Below are 19,296 nucleotides of genomic sequence, written 5' to 3' on the forward strand. Positions count from 1 at the left end.
GATAATTAATCGTAAAAGTTGCTCGGAGATTAAAATTTTGTACATCCTCTGTAGTAAAGTCAATACATATGATCTAATTGATTTTCATTACCAATATTCCAGTGACCATCTTCTCTTCAAAGAAGGGCGATCTTTAATGGGAGAGGGGGTGTTTTTGTCATATGAAATTGAAGATGTTAAAAAGTTAAATAGACTAAAAAAAGTGCATTATGTGGAATGCTCCGGACCTTCTTTGGTATCTCAAGATTTTAAAGAGGTTTTTAAGGAGCAAGAGGAGAGAGGCGAGGTTGAATTTTTTGAGGTCGATATCAGGTGTGGAAGTCAACCTGTGGGTGGGTTTTACGCAATTAATGCGCTAAACAAAGTTGGTTGCACAAATATGGCTGTCAGTGAATATTCTATTTCTAATTTTGATTTGAATAATCCGCAGTATGATTTCGACTATCAGGTTCTCTATGATGAAATCGGCGGTTTGGATATCGCCATTTGCGCTGAAATGCCCAGGGAGTTGGTTGTAAGCAAAACGCTTGTGGATAAAATTAAAATAAATAAAATTAAGGGTTTTGTTTTGTATTCGACCTTGGATATGACCATGAAAAATAGGTCGATATTCTTGAATATATAAGTCTCACGTTATGCAGAACGTTTCTCTTTCGTTAGAGACACACGGTTGATTAAGACGGGGATGGCAACGTCGGTGCCAAACAAGCTGAGCTATTACAGTGGCAGCTTGGCACGCTATGGGCAGCACGGGCTGGGAAGAGATTCAGCACAGCTGGCCAACCCGGTATCAATTGGGGAGCGATACCGCATCACTCCAGTAGGACCTGGCGATGTTTTGAAAGTATCTAGACATGGACGTTGGGCTGTACTATAAAATATTCCGGTGCGGTGATGCATTCCAAAAAGCCGATATAAAAATGGAAATTATTAGCTATTTCTATCAATCATCTAAACACTTGTCTGAAGCGCGATTGGATATTTTGCGTGGCGGGCGAATGGAATTTGTTGATATATTTGGCTTTCTGAATCGTTTTGATTTTGACTATAGATGCGTATTGATCATTGAATGCGTTGATTCGTTGTTGGAAAGTAGTAGAAAATATATTGAGGGTAGTCCGGCCTACTATCGAAATTATGAGGTTGATTTGCAGGCGGATATTGCGTTTTCCAATCTGACTGCAGATGTCGATTTGCCATTGACAGTTAAGCGTGGTGGGAGCTTTGACTTGCATGTCTCTGCGTCTCGATATGTGCCATTGATTGGTATGAATTGCACAAGCGAGGAGTATGAGAAGAGAGGGGTCGCTTACTCCGAAATAATCTTTATTCATCTAACCTTCTGCAAAAGAAAAAGTGTCGCGACTCCAAGTCTGGAGGCAAGTCAATTCATTTACGAAAGCTATGATCAACTGGGCTTCGTTGGCATGGATGAAGCGCTGTTTAATAATTTTATCGTCGAAAGACTAGGGCGAGGCAAACACGATATTTTGCACAGTTTCACAACTACCGAGATTGCAAATGACCTCTTCCATGCTGGATTGATGATCCTTTGTTGGGGGATAACTCCGTGGGTTTATATGATCAACTCACTTGACAGTGATGAGGTCAGCATGTCTTTTACTGCAGGATTACCTGTGTGCCAAAGTGGATCCTATGTTTTTCAAGAAAAAATCAAAGAGATATCCATCGTGCCTGGAACTGCATTGAAGGGGTGGGATACTGAGTCTCAAGGCACTTGGCCGAAATTAAAATTGAATGGCGTGGGAGGGGTCGTCAAGGTTGACCTCTGCGTTGCAAAAGCCATTAATCCCTACGATAATTCCGTGCCAGATTACTTGCCGATGCCATTCTTCAATTTGAATCGGATTGACGTCGCCTTGGCAGAATCTGTGCCCATTCTTTCGGCTGACATTGAGTCCTGCATGTCATAAATCTGAATGGGGTGGCAACGTTCTCATGGGTGAGGCAGCCCGATGCAATCAGTGCTGATGGGTTGTGAATTTAGTATTCGAAGATCACAAGCATATAGCTGATATAATTTCCGAATCAAAGTCATTTCGAAAATAGCCACGATCAATGGACCGTGTCGAAATTTTTGCCAGTGCTTCGATCGTGAATTTCATAAGCCCCCCCAGGAGTAATTTTGACCAGCAAATCCCATCTGAATTTTTCTGAATCCTTCGCAGAACAGTTCAAAGCCACACTCAATGCGAAGACGGATTGGACTGGAATCTCTTGGCAGGACATGGAAACCGCCATCGGCCCAAATGCTGACAAATATCGGGCGCTGTGGGACCGGGTCACCAGCACTGAAAAGAAGGGTGTGTTTGCCCATTTCAGCCCGTGCTGGACGGGCATTCCCTTTCTGGGCGTGAGCTGGGCTGTGTCCAGGCGCATGTACCCGCTGGCGGCCATGCTGTTGTTGGCGTTGCTGGTCTTGAATCTCGCGTTTCCGGGCGAGAGCGGTGCGGCCAGGGCGTTGGGGATTGCGATCCTTGTGTCGTTCACCCACAAGAACACCTACCTGCGCTGGATGGCCCATTGCATCCGCCGCATCGATGCGCAGGGGCTGGCTGGGCCGGAGCGTGATGCAGCGCTGCGCGCAGTGGGTGGGTTGGACCAGAAGTCCGGATGGATCGCCGCAGGCGTCTTGATCCTGGTGGCAGTCGTGTTGGGTGTCGTTTTCAGCTAGGGGGCCAAGCCAACTACGGTTGCTGGAGGCCCCCAGCACGGGGCAGCATCCTTCCCCAGCAAATCAAATCACGGCGCTGCGCGCTGATGAACGCACGCTGCGGCCGATCCCCTGGGCTCCTTGCGCGATTGACCACGAGGACCTTCGTGCTGCAGCGCTGTGGCCCGCAGCGCGCCTGCCTCTTACTTCGCAGTGATCTTCACAGCGTGCAGCGCCTGTGTCGTGTTGAACTTCACGCGGATCGACTTGGCGGGCACGCCTTGCTTGACAAGTTCGTTGCGCACGGCCATTGCGCGCATCAAGGCGATCTCGCGGGCGTCCACGGGGGCGTCCTTGCGGTGGCAGTAGCCAGTGATCTCCAGGCGTTCATTGGGCTCCCGCGTGGACGCCAGCCGGGTCAGGATGGCCTGGGTTTCGGGCGACAGTTTCACCTGCGTCGGCTTGAACTCCGCGACGATGCCGTCGGCGGGCAGGCGCGGCTCTTCCGGGGCGGGTGCGGGCGCTGCTTCGGGCGGCGGTGGTGGTGGCTCCGCCACGGGCGTTGCGGCAGTGACTTCGGGCTCCGGCGCGGGCGCCGGTGTGTCTGCGCAACCGGCCAGGAGCAGCGCTGCTGCGGTGAGCAGACCCCAGGGAACAAAGCGTGTGTGAAGCATGGACATACCTATCTATCAAAGAAAGAGAACAAAAGAGAAAACCCCGGCCACGGGCGGTATGCACTGCGGCCCGGCGTGGTGCCATGAAAGCCCGCAGGTGACCCGCTCTGCCTGCTGATCGGTCATGGGACAAGGAAGGTGGTCACCCTGCGCCTCAGGCTCTGTCAGCAGGGCCGCCAGCCCGGCGCGCGGGGCGCACGGTTGGCGCCGAGCCGCCGCAGGGCCTGGGCCCCGGCCCGGCTCATTGCACCAGTTGCCAGAAGGTCACCTGCGCAAACTTGGCGTCGTTGGCCCAAGGGTCCCAGATGGTCTTGTCGCCCCGGCTCTTGGCGCCCGGCCACGAGCCCAGCGAGGTGGACATCGCCGGTGCGTAACTGCCGCGCGTGCGCAGGGTTTCGGACTTGCCGTCGCGGGTGTAGCTGTAGCCGCCCGCGGTCGTGTCGGGACCGGGGTACACGACGATCACGTGCCCGTTGGACGTCTCTGACTTTCCGCCGACGATGAGTGCGCCTTCGCGTGCGAGTCGTCCGACCTGGCCCGCTGGCACGATCTTCCAGTGGGCCTGTCCGCGCATGTGCTCGACGAGCGCATTGGCGCTCAGCCAGGCCTGGTTGGGCAGGTACTGCTTGATGACATGCCAGACGGCATGGCTGCAGGAGTTGGGGTACAGCGCATAGGCCGCGTCGCACGCCTGCTTGAGCTTGCTGACGGATGGGGCGGTGTCTGCTACGTCGGTGGGCACGAGGTCTTGTCCTGAGAGGGGTGGGTGTTCTTGGCGGCATAGCCGCCGCTGCGGGCATTCCAGTGGAGGCTGGGCAGGGTGGCGTCGCCACCGACCGCGGGGGAGCGCACTTTCAGGCGCAACTCGTGCGGAATGCCGCGTTGCCACCGCCCGGCGCTGATGGTGAGCTCCTGCGGCGGGTCGGCCGGAAAGAGGTGGCCGATGCGGCCCAGGCAGCGTCCGGTGGCGTCGATGAGCATGGGCAGCGGAAAGTTCTGCCATGGCGCGTCGGCCGGCAGGGCCTTGTAGTAGTCGTCGGTGAAGACGCTGAGCAGGCGCACCTGGGCCTGGGCGGTGTGCGGGGCGGTCGGCTGCGCCAGGGGGCAGACTTTGACCGCTGCGCGGTAGGCCGCCATGTCGGCGGGCAGGCCCATGCCTTGCTCGACGGGCGTGCAGGCGGCCGGGGCAATGGTTACGAAGTCGTGGGCCTGTGCGGCGCAGGCCCATGCGAACGACGCCGTGCAGAGACACGCGCGCCACCAAGCGGGTGCAGACATGAAAGAGGGTTTCCCAAACAGCAGAACATGCGGTGAGCGATCTGTGTCACTCTGAAACGACGCCGAGTGTCGCTGCAGTTACCGGATGTTTTGAAGTCAACCGACCGTTTGGCAACCCCTTGATTCAGCTTTCACACAAACGAACACATCGCATCATCCGGTAACTGAAATGGGCGTTTGGTCAGCGATGGGCAGCAGATTGTGCTTTGGCCTGGATGACACGCCACACACTGGGAGCGAAGGCGACGGACCGGTTCAGGCCAGCGCGGCCTCGATATCCCCTGCCAGCTTCTTGGGTGCATCCTGCGGCGCGTAGCGCCGTATCACCCGGCCGTCCTTGCCGACGAGGAACTTGGTGAAGTTCCACTTGATGGCCTTGCTGCCCAGCAGGCCAGGGGCCTCGGCGGTGAGCCACTGGTACAGGGGCGATGCGTTGGCGCCGTTCACATCGATCTTGGCCATCATCGGAAAGCTCACGCCGTAGTTCAGCTGGCAGAAGCTGGCGATCTCGTCATTGCTGCCCGGGTCCTGGCTGCCGAACTGGTTGCACGGAAAGCCCAGCACCACCAGGCCCTGGTCAGCGTACTGCTTGTGCAGCTCTTCGAGCCCGCCGAACTGGGGCGTGAAGCCGCAGGCGCTGGCCGTGTTCACGATCAGCAGCACCTTCCCCTGGTACTGCGAGAGCGGCACGGTCTGGCCGTTCATCTGCTGGGCTTCAAAGTCGTAGATGCTGTGGTCGGGCATGGCGCAGGCTCCTGAGGGTGGACGGAAGACGCACCATGGTAGTTCTTTCAGTGCGGCGCCGCGCCGGGCCGGCGGAACTGCAGTGCCGCCAGCAGCGATGCCAGCAGGATCAGCGCGCCGCCCACCACCGTGCGGGGCGTGAGAGTGGCGGCGCCCAGCAGGGCCGATGACACGCTGGCGAACATCACCTCCGACAGCATCACCAGCGCCGTGGTGCCGGCCGCCAGGCGCGCGGCGCCGAACTGCAGGGCCCAGTTGCCCAGCATGAGCACACCGGCCAGCAGCAGCGCGGTGACAAGCCAGGTGCTGTTCACCGCCGGGAACGGCTCGACCACACCCAATTGCAGCCCCACGCAGGCCACGGCCAGCGCCATCAGCATGCAGCCGCCGAACATCGAGAACATGCGCGCAGGCCCTGGTACGGCATGCAGGCGGCGCAGCGTCACGTTGGTCAGCGCGAACATGAAGCCGCCCAGCAGCGCCAGGCCGTCGGCCAGCGACAGGTTCTGCAGCAGCCGTGCGGCGGGCGCGCCCTCGGGCAGCAGCACCAGCACCACGCCGGCAAACGCCAGCGCCAGGCGCAGCAGCGCCGAGGCCGTGGGGCGCTCGCCCAGGATCCTCCAGGCCAGCAGCACGGCCCAGGCGGGCATCAGATAGAACAGAAGGATCACGCGCACCACGTCGCCAATGGTCACGGCCCAGTTGAACGCCACATTGTTCAAGCCCGAGCTCAGCGCCAGCAGCCACAACGCAGGATGCGCCCGCACCTGCGCCAGGATGCCCGGCCGCCAGGCCAGCAGCCCCATCAGCACCACCGCATACATGAACGCCGTGGCCCACAGCGGGTGCAGCCCCGCCCGGTGCATGTGCTGAAACGGCCACCACGCCAGCCCCCAGACAAAGGCATTGAACAGCAGGGCAGCAAAGGGCAGACGCGATGGCATGAGAAAAGAATGGGCCGCTACCGCGCCACAGATAAGCGCAAGCAGCTATGAAATTGATAGTAAATGATGCGCCCTCAAAAACTGGTGCGCCCTAAAAACCGGTGCACCCGTGGATCTGGCTCCGCCAGTCCACCGGGTGCGTCCCCCTCCGGGGGAAGCGGCGCGGCCGCTCAGGGGGGCTTCTCAGTGATGCGCGTCGTGCCGCGCAATGTGCAGCAGGTGCTCCACCTCTTCGCGGTGGTGAATGCAGTTGTCCTGGTGCCAGCGCCGGATCAGCCACATCACGCCCGCCACCACCAGGCCGAACGCGGTGATGGCGCCAAACACCGACAGGCCCAGCTTGAGCGACAGGCTGTAGAAAGCGCCCAGCGCCAGGATGCAGGCCTGCTCGTTGAAGTTCTGCACGGCGATGGAGCGGCCCGCGCCCATCAGGTTGTGGCCCCGGTGCTGCAGCAGCGCGTTCATGGGCACCACGAGGTAGCCGCCCAGCCCGCCCAGCACGATCAGGAACGGTATCGCCACCCAGATGTTGTTGATGAACACCATCAGGATCAGCAGCAGCCCCATCGCAATGCCCAGCGGGATCACCTTGGTGGCGACATCCAGGCGCATGCGCATCGACGCGACCACTGCGCCCACGGCGGTGCCGATGGCGACCACGCCCGTGAGGGCCGAGGCCTGCGTGGTGTTGTAGCCCAGTGCCACGGCGGCCCACGCCAGAACGATGAACTTGAGATTGCCGCCCGCGCCCCAGAACAGCGTGGTGGTGGACAGCGAGATCTGGCCGAGCTTGTCGCGCCACAGGCGGCTGTTGCAGGCCCAGAAGTCCGGCAGCAGGCTGAGCGCGTTGGACAGCACGCCGCGCGACGGGTCGGCACGCATGGGGCGCATCTCCACGCCGGTGTGCGGGATGCGGGTGTTGAACCAGGCGGCCAGCGCATACACCGCGATCAGCGCGGCGATGGCCGATTCGGCAGGCGTGTCCACACCCGTGTCGATGAACGGAATGTCGAGACCCAGCAGCATGGAAGACAGGTGGTGGCCCACGAGCTGGCCGCCGAACAGCACGCCCAGGATGATCGATGCGATGGTGAGCCCCTCGATCCAGCCGTTGGCCTTGACCAGCTGCGACGCGGGCAGCAGCTCGGTCAGGATGCCGTACTTGGCCGGGGAGTAGGCCGCGGCACCGAGGCCCACCACCGCGTAGGCGATGAGCGGGTGCGAGCCGAACAGCATCATCAGGCAGCCCACCACCTTGATGGCATTGCTGACGAACATCACCTTGCCCTTGGGCAGGGCGTCGGCGAAAGCGCCCACGAAGGGCGCCAGCACCACATAGAACAGCGCGAACATGGGGACCAGCGCAGCGCGCTGCCATTCCGGGGCGCCCTCTGAGCGCAGGAGTTCCACGGCGGCGACGAAAAGTGCGTTGTCGGCCAGCGAGCTGAAAAACTGCGCCGACATGATGGTGTAGAAACCGCGCTTCATCGAATGGCTGTTGGTGCATCAGTTCGGCTGATGCCCTGTTAAAAGTGGGGAACCCTGGCAAGTGACAGACGGTTATATCACGCGGATAAACGGCCACGATGCCAGAATCCTTCGCGTATTCCCCGGTAAATCCCTCGCTCCATCAGGTCCTTTTCCATGCCACGTCCCATCACAGCCACCATCCACACCGCCGCCCTGCACCAGAACCTGGAGCGCGTGCGCCAGTCGGTCCCCGACGCCAAGGTCTGGGCGGTGGTCAAGGCCAATGCCTATGGGCACGGTATCGAGCGGGTGTTCGAGGGCCTGCGCAGCGCCGACGGCTTTGCGCTGCTGGACCTGGGCGAGGCCGAGCGGTTGCGCCAGCTGGGCTGGCGCGGGCCCATCCTCCTGCTCGAAGGCGTGTTCGAGCCGCGCGACCTGGAGCTGTGTTCGCGCCTGTCGCTGTGGCACGCCGTGCATTGCGACGAGCAGATCGACATGCTGGCCGCGCACAAGACGCAGGTGCCGCACCGCGTGTTCCTCAAGATGAACTCCGGCATGAACCGCCTGGGCTTCACGCCCCAGCGCTACCGCGCGGCCTGGGCGCGGCTCGACGCCTTGACGCAGGTGGACGAGATCTCGGTCATGACCCACTTCAGCGATGCCGACGGCCCCCGCGGCATCGGTCACCAGATCGACGTGTTCAACCAGACCACGCAGGACCTGCCCGGCGAGCGCAGCCTGGCCAACAGCGCGGCCACGCTGCGCCACCAGGGCGACGCGCGCCTGCGCTCGGACTGGGCGCGGGCCGGCATCGTGCTGTACGGCAGCGCGCCGGACTTCCCCGAGAACGATGCCGCGCACTGGCAGCTCGCGCCCACCATGACGCTGTCCACCCGCCTGCTGGCTGTGCAGCAGCTGCAAAAGGGCGACACCGTGGGTTACGGATCGCGCTTCACGGCCGAAGGGCCGCTCACCATCGGCGTGGCGGCCTGCGGCTATGCCGACGGCTACCCGCGCCACTGCGACACCGGCACGCCCGTGCTGGTGGGCGGCGTGCGCACGCAGCTCGTGGGCCGCGTGAGCATGGACATGGTCACGGTGGACCTCACGCCGCTGGTCGAGCGCGGCATGCCGGTGGGCTTCGGCACCGAGGTCACGCTGTGGGGCCAGGCCAGCAACGGCGCAATCCTGCCGATCGACGAGGTGGCGCGCGCTGCCGGGACGGTGGGCTACGAGCTGATGTGCGCGCTGGCCCAGCGTGTGCCGGTGGCGGTGGACGGCGAACGCTGACGCCCGGTCCTGCCTTGCCTTTCCAGCACCGCCCGCGGGCTGTGGCACGCGGATTCGTCGACAAGTTCACGGGCCCTGCCGCTGGCCGGGCAGGGCGGAGCGCCGGCACGGCATGAAAGTGGTGTGAAATGGGCGCCGCTGCGCAGCAAAAGCAAAAGCAAAAGCAAAAGCAAAAGCAAAAGCAAAAGCAAAAGCAAAGAAGAAAACACCGCAGCACCAGTCCAGCGCCTGCGGCGGTCCTGCACCGGGACTGCGGCAGGCCCTGCCTCCACCTTCACGACGCGTTTCCTTGTATGGCCACTCCCCGCAGCGACCGCAGCAATGGCAGCAAAAACAGCAGCCATCACGGCAACCCCAACCAGCCGAAAAAGGGCTCCAGCTGGCGCTCCGTGCGCATGCCGCAGCACGGCAGCGTCGCGCGCACCCTGCAGCAGCGCTACAGCCTGCGGCTGCACGGGCTGCTGATCGGCAGCTTCACGCTGCTGCTCATGTGGTGCACCTCGCACGTGCAAATGCTGGCAGGGGTGGAGTCGCTGGCGCTGCGGTATGCGGTGACGCTGTCGGTCGGCTACCTGGGGTATCTGCTGGTGCTGCGCGCCTGGGCAGCGCGGCTGGTGCGCAGGCGCGAGGAGGAAGAGGACAGCGTCGATGCCAACGTGGACCTGCCCGACCTGTCCTGGCCCGGCGGCGGCTCGCCGTCCGGTGGTGGCCATGTTCCGATGCCGCGCACAGGGGGCGGCAACTTCGGCGGCGGCGGTGCGTCGGGGGACTACGGCAGCAGCGACGGCAGCGACGGCAGTGCCCTGGACGACCTAGCCAGCGGCGCGGCCGATGCGCTGGGCAGTGCCGACGAAGGGGCCGTGGTGGTCGTGCCGGTGGTGGCCATCTTTCTCATCGGCGCGGCGCTCATCCTGGGCGCGGGCTCGCTGGCCATGCTGTTCTTCGGCTGGGACGTGCTGCTGACCGTGGCGGTGGAGATCGCGTTTTCGGTGGCCACGGCGCGCGCCGCCGTGGGTGTGGAGCGCGAGGGCTGGCTGGGCGCCGCCGTGCGGCTGACCTGGAAGCCGCTGCTCGGCGCACTTATCTGCGCCGTGGCGCTGGGCGCGACCATCGACCACTTCCTGCCCGGCGTGCAGTCCCTGCCACAGGCGGTGCGGGCGATTCAGGGGCGTTGAGCCCGGGAATCAATTCGCTATATTTTGTATAGCTGAAAAGTGTTATTCATCCAGCGGTAGAGCACATTTTTTCTTGAATCGCCGAGGTGGGCGGCGGTGGGGCGAGGGCCGCACCCTGGCGCCCTACCGGCGGCCGTGCCGGCCTTCCTCGCACCCCGAAGCACCCAGCGCATCGACACTGCTGCGCACCTGCGCCAGCAAGGCCAGCAACTGGGCCTGCGTGGCGCTGTCGCACCCCTGCAGCAGCGTGGCCGCCACGCCGCGGCGGGCCTCGCGCAGCGCCTGGTGCAGCGCCAAGCCCTGGGCGCTCAGGCTCAGACAGCGGCTGCGCTTGTCCTCGGCATTGGGCGCGCTCTCCAGCCAGCCTTTGTCCTGCAGCATGCCCACCATGCGCGCCACCTGCGCCTTGTCGGCACCGCTGTGGGACACCAGCTCCTTTTGCGTGGCGCCCGGGTGGCGGCCCACGAACATCAGCGCCCGCACTTCGTTGAGCGTGAGCTCCGGGTGCACCGACGCCATGGTGCGCACCATGTGCGCCTTGTACACATGCAGCAGGTCGTGCATGGCGTCAAAGACGTCGGAAGGCCCCTTTGGAGCGGCGGTTCGGGAATTCATCGTGTTGTGTAGTTGACAAAATCAACCAATGAGAAGATCATTTGGTGGACTTTGTCAACATTCTAGATCATGAACACACCTCTGCCCATCACCACACCCGCGCACCTCGCCGTCGAGCGCGTCCGCCACACCCTGCAAGCCCGCCACCTCCAGGTGGTGCGGCGCACCGACCTCAGCCCCGGCTTCGTGCGGCTGACCCTGGCCGGGCCTGAACTGGCCGGTTTCGTGAGCGCGGGTTTCGACGACCACCTCAAGCTCATCCTGCCGCAGCCGGGGCAAGAGCGCCCCTCGCTGCCGTCGCTGCAGGACGGCCGCCCGGTCTTCCCCGACCCGCGCCCCGTGCTGCGCGACTACACCCCTGCACGCTTTGATGCCGCCACAGGCGAGCTCGACATCGAAGTGGCCCTGCACGACGCCGGCCCGGCCACCGACTGGGCGGCCAGCGCCTTCGTGGGGCAGTGGGTGGGCATTGCCGGGCCGCGTGGCAGCCTGGTCATTCCCACGGGTTTCGACTGGCACTGGCTCATCGGTGACGCGTCGTCCCTGCCGGCCATTGCGCGCCGCCTGGCCGAGCTGCCTGCCACCACCACCGCCACGGTCCGCATCCACGTGCGCAACCCGGCGGACCGGCGCACCCTGGCCAGCGCCGCGCGGCTGGACCTGGCGTGGGTGGACTCCTTGCCCGCAGCAGTCGATGCGCTCGCGATACCGCCCGGCGCAGGCTACATCTGGGCCGCCGGCGAGCACAGCGACATGGCCGCAGTGCGCAAGGCGGTACTCGCCAAGCCCGGGGTGGACGCCAAGCGCATGCGCATCGCGGCGTACTGGAAGCGCGGCGTGGCGGATCACCACGAGGACCTGGCCAGCGTGTGAGGGGCGCGGTGCGCCTGCACTGCACAGCGCAGCGCAGGGTGCTGCCGCTGCCTGGATGCCTGGATGGTGGCTAGGCAGAGGCGATCAATGAATCAGCTGAGCAGCGTCTGCGCAGCCGCCTGCTGCACCGCCTCCGTCATGCGGTGCAGCGCCCGCACGTTCAGGCGCCAGTACTGCCAGTACAGCGACACATCCACCGGCCTGCCGGGGACAAGCTCCACCAGCGCGCCCGTCTTCAGGTCGCGCTCCACCATCGGGTCGGGCGTCATGCCCCAGCCCAGCCCGGCGCGCGTGGCGGCGACAAAGGCGTGCGCGTCCGGCAGCCAGTGCACCGGCGGCGTGAACGCGCGCCGGGTGATGCGCCGCACGAAGCGCCCCTGCAGCGCGTCCTTGCGGTTGAACACCAGCATGGGCGCCTGCACCAGCGACGCGGCGTTCACGCCCTGCGCAAAGTGGCGCAGCATGAACGCGGGGCTCGCCAGCGCCCGGTAGCGCAGGGTGCCCAGCGGCAGCACCTGGCAGCCCTGCACCGGCTGCGGGTCGGCCGTCACGGCGGCCATCACGCGGCCTTCGCGCAGCAGGTTGGCCGAATGGTCCTGGTCCTCCACATGGATGTCGAAGGTCAGGCCCGGGCCTTCCGCCGCATGGGCGTGTGCCATGGCCGCGGGAAACCACGTGCCGAGTGAATCGGCATTCACGCCGATCGCCAGGCGGATGGACGCGTGCTGCCCGCCACCGATGGCGTCGAGCGCGTCGGCCTCGCTCAATGCGACCTCGCGGGCATGCCGGTACAGCGCCTGCCCTGCGTCGGTGGGCGTGCAGGGCGTGGCCCGGCGCACCAGCACCTGGCCCACGCGCTCTTCCAGCAGCTTCACGCGCTGGGACACCGCCGACCGGGTGACATGCAGCACCGCAGCGGCGCGCTCGAAGCTGCCCTCGTCGATCACGGCGGCAAAGGCGCTGAGCTGGGCGGAATCAAGGGCCATGGCGGGCGGTACGGTGGGTGGTTAGCCATTCTGACGGATCGTTAGAAAGTATAGCTACCGTGAACACGCTGCCATCGCCACAATCCGGCGCATGAGCAGCACCGCCTTCGTCCATGGATTCACGTCCACAGCCCTTTTGATCATGGCCATTGGCGCACAGAACGCGTTCGTGCTGCGCCAGGGGCTGCGGCGCGAGCACGTGCTGCCCGTGGTGCTGTTCTGCGCCGTGTCCGACGCGGTGCTGTTGCAGGCCGGCATCTGGGGCATGGGCGGCGTGCTGGCCGCCCGGCCGGAATGGGCGCAGCTGATGCGCTGGGCCGGCGCCATCTTCCTCGTGGCCTACGCGCTGCAGGCCGCGTCGCGGGTGTTCAAGCCCAGCCACCTGCTGGTGTCGGCCCACGGCGCGGGCGCGAGCCTGCGCACCACGCTGCTCACGCTGGGCGCGCTGACCTGGCTCAACCCGCATGTCTACCTGGACACCGTCGTGCTGCTGGGCACCATGGCCAGTCCCTATCCCACCTGGGGCCGGGCCACCTTTGCGGCGGGCGGGTCGCTGGCCAGCGCGCTGTGGTTCCTCGGCCTCGGGTTCGGCTCGCGCTGGCTGGCGCCGCTGTTCGCCTCGCCCGGCGCGTGGCGGCTGCTGGACGGCGCCACCGCGGCCACCATGCTCGTACTGGCCGGCGTGATGGCGTGGGGTTGATGCTGCCATAGGCACGCCTAAGCTAAGAAGGATAAGTTCGTTAGCGAAACCTGAGCTTTGATCCATAGTGCGGGCATCGACTGATCTGGAGTGATTTCCCCCATGCGTTTCAAGACCCTTCTCCTGGCCGCGGCCATTGCCACTGCGTTGCCCCTGGCCGGCCAGGCCAAGACCTTCCGCTGGTCCCGTGCGGTGGACGTTTCGTCCTGGGACATCCACGCCCAGAACGTGGGCGTGAACAACACCCTGCACGCCGCCGTGTACGACACCCTGGTCGAGTACAACAGCAAGACCTTCAAGACCGAACCCGCCCTGGCCACCGAATGGAAGCGCGTGAGCCCCACGCAGCTGCGCATCTCCCTTCGCAAGGGCGTGAAGTTCAGCGACGGCAGCGACTTCACGGCCGACGACGCCAAGTTCTCGCTGGAGCGCGCCAAGGCCAAGAGCTCCAACTACGCCGTGTATGCGCTGGGCATCGACCGCATCGAGAAGGTGGACGCGCACACCATCGACATCTTCTCCGACCTGCCCAACCCCGTGCTCGTGAACCAGCTCACCGAGCTGCGCATCCTGAGCAAGGCCTGGGCCGAGAAGAACAAGTCGGTCGAACCCAAGGACATCAAGACCAAGGACGAAAACTTTGCCCACCGCAATGCGCTGGGCACCGGCCCCTTCCAGCTCAAATCCTGGGCGCCTGACCAGCGCGTGGTGCTCGAGCCCAACCCGCACTGGTGGGGCAAGTCGCAGTTCCCCACCAACGTGACGGAGGTGGTCTACACCCCCATCAAGGCCGATGCCACGCGCACCGCCGCGCTGCTGTCGGGCGAGATTGACTTCGTGATCGACCCCAGCCTGCAGGACCTGGCGCGCATCCGCCAGACCCCCACGCTCAAGGTGCTGGAAGGCGCCGAGTACCGCACCATCTTCCTGGGCCTGGACCAGTACCGCGAAGAGCTCCCGGGCTCCGACGTGAAGGGCAAGAACCCGCTCAAGGACGTGCGGGTGCGCAAGGCGCTCTACCAGGCCATCGATATCAACGCCATCCAGCGCGTGGTGCTGCGCGGCCTGGCGCAGCCCACGGGCACGCTGATCGCCCGGCAGGTGAACGGCTGGACGCCCAAGGCCGACGTGCGCTGGCCCTACGACGCCAAGGCCGCGCAGAAGCTGCTGGCCGATGCGGGCTACCCCAACGGCTTCGAGGTGGACTTTGCCTGCAGCGCCGGCCGCTACATCAACGACGAGCAGCTGTGCCAGGCCATCACCTCGCACTGGGCCAAGATCGGCGTCAAGGCCAAGCTGCGCTCGCTGCCGTTTGCCACGTACTTCCCGATGATCCAGCGCAACGAGGCCAGCATCTACCTGCTGGGCTGGGGGGTGCCGACGTTCGACGCGTTCTACTCGCTGCAGTCGCTGATCCGCTCGCCGGGCGCCGGCGGTGACGGCAACTTCAACCTGGGTCGTTACTCCGACCCGCAGCAGGACGCGCTGATCGAGCGCATCAAGAAGGAAACCGACGCGCCCACACGCAACACGCTCATCGAGAAGGTGCTGGTGCAGGACCATGAGGCGATCTCGCACATCCCGCTGTACAACCAGGTGATCCCATGGGCGGCCACGCAGAAGGTGGACGTGCCGCACCGCGCGGACAACCGCATCGACTGGCGGTATCTGAAGGTGAATTGATCCGCTGGCAGCGGTGACTACGCAAAGGCCCCGGCGCTGCGAAAGCGCCGGGGCCTTTCTTTTTTGGCGGCGAGGGCGAGTGGCAGGATTCGCGGTGGCGGGCTGAGCCTGTCGAAGCCTTGCACAGCAGCGCCTCAACCCGGTGCCACAACCCTCACGCCAACGCGCGCTGCACCGCAGGCCGCGCCGCCACGCGCTCGAAGTGCGCGGCCACCTTGGGGAATGTCGCGATGTCCACACCATCGCTCTTCAACCAGCCGGCGATGGTGAAGAGGTACGCATCGGCCACCGAATAGTGCTCGCCCAGCACCCACGGGCCCTGAAGGTAGTGCTGCTCGATCACCTCGAAACACTCGGTCATGGTCTGCGGCACCTTGCGCTGCATGGCCGCAATGGCTTCGGGCTCATCGGCCCAGCGGCCCGCGCGCCGGCCGTGGGCATGCGCCACGTGCACGGTGGATGCGAGGTAGCTGTTGAACTCCTGCAGGCGCGCCAGCGCGAACGGGTCGTCCAGCGGTGCGAGCCGCGCCTCGGGAAATTGCTGCGCCACATACACCAGCAGTGCCGGAGTCTCGGTCAACACGCCGCGGTCGGTGACCAGCGCGGGCACGCGGCCCTTGGGGTTGATGGCCAGGTACTCGGCGCTGCGTTGCTGGCTGTTGGCAAAGTCCAGCCGCGCCACCTCGTGGGCCGCGTTGGCCTCGTGCAGGGCGATGTGGACGGCGAGGGCGCAGGTGCCGGGGGCGTAGAAAAGCTTGAGCATGGTGAGGGTGAGATTCGGGTCGGGTGGAAGAAAACGGAATGGGACTAGTAAAGGCCGCGGGTCTGTGCCATCAGCCGTACCAGGCCCAGCAGCGCATCGGTGTGCGGCGTGGGCGTGTGGGTGATCTGGCCCAGTTCGCGCACCGCGCCCACCAGCGCGTCGATCTCCATGGGCTTGCCGGCCTCCACGTCCTGCAGCATCGAGGTCTTGAAAGCGCCCAGCTTGCGGGTGACGGCGTGGCGGTCCTCGGGTTGCTGGTCGATGGGCAGGCCGAGCTTTTCGCCGATGGCCTTGGCTTCGAGCATGACGTGCGAGATGAAGCCGCGCACCAGGTCGTCGTCCAGGATGCGGTCGGTGGTGGCGCCGGTGAGCGCGCTGATGGGGTTCATGGTGAGGTTGCCCCAGAGCTTGAACCAGATGTCGCGCTGGATGCGGTCCGACACTTCCACCTCGATGCCGCCGCGCTGCAGCAACGCGGCCAGTGTCTGCAGGCGCGCGCTCTGGCTGCCGTCCGGCTCGCCCACGATGAGGCGGTTGCCGAAATGCTGGCGCACAAAGCCTGGCGCCTCCAGCGAGCAGCTGGTGTGCACCACGCTGCCCACCACATTGCGGCTGGGGATGGCACGGGCGATCACGCCGCCGGCATCCACGGACTGCAGTGCCTGCCCTTGCGCCGCGCCGCCAAAGCCGTCCAGAAACCACCACGGCACGCCGTTCATGGCCGTGAGCACGATGGTGTCAGGTCCTATCAGCGGGTCCATGGCCTGCGCCACGTCTGGCAGGCCTGGCGCCTTGACGGCCACGACCACCAGGTCCTGCACGCCCAGCGCCGCGGGGTTGTCCTGCGCAGTCACTGCGGTGTGCACCACCGTGCCATCCGGGCGGCGCAGGCGCAGGCCGTCGGCCGTCAAGGCGTGCAGCGTGGCGCCGCGCGCCACGAGGCTGACGTCGCAGCCCGCCTGCGCCAGGGCCACGCCCAGCCAGCCGCCAATGGCGCCAGCGCCGTAGATACATGCTTTCATCGTCAAGGCTTTCAGTCAGGGAATGGAGAGATAGATAAATAAAGGAAGAGACAAAGAGGGGCTGTGTCAGTAGCCCAGCGGTCGCGTCGTCGCGCCGCCCGTGTCCCGAAAGCGCGCCGCCAGGTCGGCCGCCGCGCTGGCCAGCAGCATGGTGTCCACACCCACCGCCACGAACAAAGCGCCGGCGGCCAGCCATTCGCGCGCCTGCGCCTCGCTGGTCGCCAGGATGCCCGGCGCCTTGCCCGCGCGCAGGATGCGCGCGATGCCTTCGTGGATGGCCGCCTGCACATCCGGGTGGCCGGGGTCGCCCCGGTGCCCCATGGACGCCGACAGGTCGGCCGGGCCGATGAACACGCCGTCCACACCCGGCGTGGTGGCAATCGCATCGAGGTTGCGTATCGCCTCCACCGTCTCGGCCTGCACCAGCAGGCAGACCTGCGCGTTGGCCTCGTGCACGTACTGCGGATAGGCCTGCCAGCGCGACGAGCGGGCGAGGGCGCTGCCCATGCCGCGCACGCCTTCGGGTGCGTAGCGCGTCGCGCGGACCAGGGCCTGGGCTTGCTCGGCCGTGTCCACCATGGGCACCAGCAGCGTCTGCGCGCCGATGTCCAGGTACTGCTTGATCAGCGCGGTGTCGCCCACCGGCACGCGGGCGATGGCGTGGGGCGGCGTGGTGCCAGGGGGCAGGGCGGCGGTGGCGCTGGTGATGGCCTGCAGCTGGTGCAGGATGGAGCGCACATCGTTGGGCGCATGCTCGCCGTCGACCAGCAGCCAGTCGTAGCCTGTGCCTGCGACGATCTCTGCGGTGTAGGCGTCGGCCAGCGCCAGCCACAGGCCGATCTGTGTCTGGCCCTGGGCCATGGCCGCTTTGAAGCGATTGGTGGGTGTGTGCATGCGTGCATTTTGCCGATGATGGCAAGCCTGTGCGCGCTGCACCGTCCGGTGGCGCCGCACCGTCGCCGCTATAGTCTGCAGCCCGCCCTGCCGAACGCTCCCTCTTCAACTCTTGCCATGGCCAAAGAAAAAACTGTCTTCACCTGCACCGAGTGCGGTGGCACCAGCCCGCGCTGGCTGGGCAAGTGCCCCGCCTGCGGCGCCTGGAACACGCTGATCGAAGCCGTGGCGGACGCAGGGCCCGGCAAGAACCGCTACAGCACGCCGCAGTTCGCGGGCCTGAACCAGGCCCAGGCGGTGATGCCGTTGTCGGCCATCGAGGCGAGCGACGTGGAGCGCACCCCGAGCGGCATCGACGAGCTCGACCGTGTGCTGGGCGGCGGCATCGTCGAAGGCGGCGTGGTGCTCATCGGCGGCGACCCGGGCATCGGCAAGTCCACGCTGCTGCTGCAGGCGCTCGACGCGCTGCAGCGCGCCGGCCTGCCCACGCTGTATGTGACGGGCGAGGAAAGCGGCGCGCAGGTGGCGCTGCGATCGCGCCGGCTGGGGCTGGACCACAGCCAGGTCAACGTGCTGGCAGAGATCCAGCTGGAAAAGATTCTGGCCACCATCGATTCCATGCAGCCCGCCGTGGCGGTGATCGACTCCATCCAGACCGTGTACTCCGACCAGCTCACCTCGGCCCCGGGCTCGGTAGCGCAGGTGCGCGAATGCGCGGCCCACCTGACGCGTGCGGCCAAGGCTTCGGGCGTGGCCATCGTGCTGGTGGGCCACGTGACGAAAGAAGGGGCCCTGGCCGGCCCGCGCGTGCTGGAGCACATGGTGGACACGGTGCTGTACTTCGAAGGCGACACGCACAGCCAGTTCCGACTGGTGCGGGCCATCAAGAACCGCTTTGGCGCGGTCAACGAGATCGGCGTGTTCGCCATGACGGAAAAGGGGCTCAAGGGCGTGAGCAACCCGAGCGCCATCTTCCTGTCGCAGCACAGCGAGCCGGTGCCCGGCAGCTGCGTGATGGTCACGCTGGAGGGCACACGGCCCATGCTGGTGGAGATCCAGGCGCTGGTCGACAGCGCGGGCCCCAGCCCCCGGCGCCTGTCCGTGGGCCTGGACAAGGACCGCCTGGCCATGCTGCTGGCCGTGCTGCACCGCCACGCCGGTGTGGCCTGCATGGACCAGGATGTGTTCGTGAATGCGGTGGGCGGCGTGCGCATCAGCGAGCCCGCTGCCGATTTGGCTGTGATGCTGGCCATTACCTCCAGCCTGCGCGGCAAGGCGCTGCCGCAGGGCTTTCTGGCGTTTGGCGAGGTGGGGCTGGCGGGCGAGGTGCGGCCCGCGCCGCGCGGTCAGGAGCGCTTGAAGGAGGCCGCCAAGCTCGGCTTTCGCGTGGCCGTGGTGCCCAAGGCCAATGCGCCCAAGAAGCCCATCGAAGGCCTCACCATCCACGCCGTGGAGCGGGTGGAAGAGGCGATGAACGTGGTGCGGGAGATCGGCTAGGCGACCAGGTGGCC

General features: G+C 64.9%; 20 protein-coding genes. 9 read left to right on the forward strand and 11 right to left on the reverse strand.

Features of this window, described 5'->3' with window-relative positions; all coding sequences use genetic code 11:
* Positions 1-37: 37 nt before the first annotated feature.
* The 3 genes from ACSQ3D_RS14685 to ACSQ3D_RS14695 all read left to right on the forward strand — a co-directional run bounded on the left by ACSQ3D_RS14685 (position 38) and on the right by ACSQ3D_RS14695 (position 2,695).
* Entirely contained in the window at positions 38-625 is a 588-nt protein-coding gene (locus ACSQ3D_RS14685) for an imm11 family protein (protein WP_436127400.1), read from the forward strand.
* A gap of 229 nt (positions 626-854) precedes the next feature.
* Positions 855-1,934: a hypothetical protein gene (locus ACSQ3D_RS14690; protein ID WP_436127401.1), complete on the forward strand. Its 1,080-nt coding sequence runs from the start codon at positions 855-857 to the stop codon at positions 1,932-1,934.
* A gap of 212 nt (positions 1,935-2,146) precedes the next feature.
* Complete coding sequence (locus tag ACSQ3D_RS14695; protein WP_436127402.1) at positions 2,147-2,695, forward strand: hypothetical protein; 549 nt, start codon at positions 2,147-2,149, stop codon at positions 2,693-2,695.
* 182 nt (positions 2,696-2,877) lie between these two features.
* On the opposite strand, the gene ACSQ3D_RS14700 is transcribed toward ACSQ3D_RS14695, so the two are convergent.
* The 6 genes from ACSQ3D_RS14700 to lplT all read right to left on the reverse strand — a co-directional run bounded on the left by ACSQ3D_RS14700 (position 2,878) and on the right by lplT (position 7,802).
* A complete protein-coding gene (locus ACSQ3D_RS14700) occupies positions 2,878-3,348 on the reverse strand; it encodes an OmpA family protein (protein ID WP_436127403.1) in 471 nt (156 codons plus the stop codon).
* 241 nt (positions 3,349-3,589) lie between these two features.
* Entirely contained in the window at positions 3,590-4,090 is a 501-nt protein-coding gene (locus ACSQ3D_RS14705) for a hypothetical protein (RefSeq protein WP_056410286.1), read from the reverse strand.
* Complete coding sequence (locus ACSQ3D_RS14710) at positions 4,075-4,626, reverse strand: hypothetical protein (protein ID WP_436127404.1); 552 nt, start codon at positions 4,624-4,626, stop codon at positions 4,075-4,077. The genes ACSQ3D_RS14705 and ACSQ3D_RS14710 overlap by 16 nt, the downstream gene beginning before the upstream one ends.
* Positions 4,627-4,881: 255 nt before the next feature.
* Positions 4,882-5,370, reverse strand: coding sequence for a glutathione peroxidase (locus tag ACSQ3D_RS14715; RefSeq protein ID WP_056410282.1), 489 nt, complete (start codon positions 5,368-5,370; stop codon positions 4,882-4,884).
* Between the two features lie 47 nt (positions 5,371-5,417).
* Positions 5,418-6,314, reverse strand: a complete 897-nt coding sequence (locus ACSQ3D_RS14720; protein WP_056410280.1) for a DMT family transporter — start codon at positions 6,312-6,314, stop codon at positions 5,418-5,420.
* Positions 6,315-6,497: 183 nt separating this feature from the next.
* Positions 6,498-7,802, reverse strand: a complete 1,305-nt coding sequence (gene lplT, locus ACSQ3D_RS14725) for a lysophospholipid transporter LplT (protein WP_436127405.1) — start codon at positions 7,800-7,802, stop codon at positions 6,498-6,500.
* A 156-nt stretch (positions 7,803-7,958) separates the two neighbouring features.
* Between lplT and alr the strand changes: the two genes are divergently transcribed.
* A complete protein-coding gene (gene alr, locus ACSQ3D_RS14730; protein ID WP_436127406.1) occupies positions 7,959-9,074 on the forward strand; it encodes an alanine racemase in 1,116 nt (371 codons plus the stop codon).
* Positions 9,075-9,367: 293 nt separating this feature from the next.
* Positions 9,368-10,249, forward strand: a complete 882-nt coding sequence (locus ACSQ3D_RS14735; protein WP_436127407.1) for a hypothetical protein — start codon at positions 9,368-9,370, stop codon at positions 10,247-10,249.
* A gap of 123 nt (positions 10,250-10,372) precedes the next feature.
* On the opposite strand, the gene ACSQ3D_RS14740 is transcribed toward ACSQ3D_RS14735, so the two are convergent.
* Positions 10,373-10,864, reverse strand: coding sequence for a MarR family winged helix-turn-helix transcriptional regulator (locus ACSQ3D_RS14740; protein WP_056163341.1), 492 nt, complete (start codon positions 10,862-10,864; stop codon positions 10,373-10,375).
* 69 nt (positions 10,865-10,933) lie between these two features.
* Here ACSQ3D_RS14740 and ACSQ3D_RS14745 point away from each other — a divergent pair, with 69 nt between their 5' ends.
* Positions 10,934-11,737, forward strand: a complete 804-nt coding sequence (locus ACSQ3D_RS14745) for a siderophore-interacting protein (protein WP_436127408.1) — start codon at positions 10,934-10,936, stop codon at positions 11,735-11,737.
* Between the two features lie 92 nt (positions 11,738-11,829).
* Here ACSQ3D_RS14745 and ACSQ3D_RS14750 read toward each other — a convergent pair whose 3' ends face one another.
* Complete coding sequence (locus ACSQ3D_RS14750; RefSeq protein WP_436127409.1) at positions 11,830-12,723, reverse strand: LysR family transcriptional regulator ArgP; 894 nt, start codon at positions 12,721-12,723, stop codon at positions 11,830-11,832.
* A 91-nt stretch (positions 12,724-12,814) separates the two neighbouring features.
* Between ACSQ3D_RS14750 and ACSQ3D_RS14755 the strand changes: the two genes are divergently transcribed.
* The gene (locus ACSQ3D_RS14755) at positions 12,815-13,423 is read left to right on the forward strand and encodes a LysE/ArgO family amino acid transporter (protein ID WP_436127410.1); all 609 of its coding nucleotides are present in this window, start codon (positions 12,815-12,817) and stop codon (positions 13,421-13,423) included.
* A 102-nt stretch (positions 13,424-13,525) separates the two neighbouring features.
* Positions 13,526-15,106: an ABC transporter substrate-binding protein gene (locus ACSQ3D_RS14760; RefSeq protein WP_056410267.1), complete on the forward strand. Its 1,581-nt coding sequence runs from the start codon at positions 13,526-13,528 to the stop codon at positions 15,104-15,106.
* Between the two features lie 154 nt (positions 15,107-15,260).
* Here the strand turns inward: ACSQ3D_RS14760 and ACSQ3D_RS14765 are convergent, their stop codons facing one another.
* The 3 genes from ACSQ3D_RS14765 to ACSQ3D_RS14775 all read right to left on the reverse strand — a co-directional run bounded on the left by ACSQ3D_RS14765 (position 15,261) and on the right by ACSQ3D_RS14775 (position 17,785).
* Positions 15,261-15,869, reverse strand: coding sequence for a glutathione S-transferase family protein (locus ACSQ3D_RS14765; RefSeq protein ID WP_436127411.1), 609 nt, complete (start codon positions 15,867-15,869; stop codon positions 15,261-15,263).
* Between the two features lie 44 nt (positions 15,870-15,913).
* Positions 15,914-16,891, reverse strand: a complete 978-nt coding sequence (locus tag ACSQ3D_RS14770; RefSeq protein ID WP_056163356.1) for a 2-dehydropantoate 2-reductase — start codon at positions 16,889-16,891, stop codon at positions 15,914-15,916.
* Between the two features lie 66 nt (positions 16,892-16,957).
* Entirely contained in the window at positions 16,958-17,785 is an 828-nt protein-coding gene (locus ACSQ3D_RS14775) for an aldolase/citrate lyase family protein (RefSeq protein WP_436127412.1), read from the reverse strand.
* Positions 17,786-17,902: 117 nt separating this feature from the next.
* On the opposite strand from ACSQ3D_RS14775, the gene radA reads away from it, so the two are divergent.
* Positions 17,903-19,282 carry a DNA repair protein RadA gene (gene radA / locus ACSQ3D_RS14780; RefSeq protein WP_056163361.1) on the forward strand — a complete coding sequence of 460 codons (1,380 nt, stop codon included), beginning with the start codon at positions 17,903-17,905 and terminating at the stop codon, positions 19,280-19,282.
* Positions 19,283-19,296 lie beyond the last annotated feature (14 nt).

This window comes from Acidovorax sp. LjRoot117, from assembly GCF_964252695.1.
Classification (GTDB): Bacteria; Pseudomonadota; Gammaproteobacteria; order Burkholderiales; family Burkholderiaceae_C; genus Acidovorax.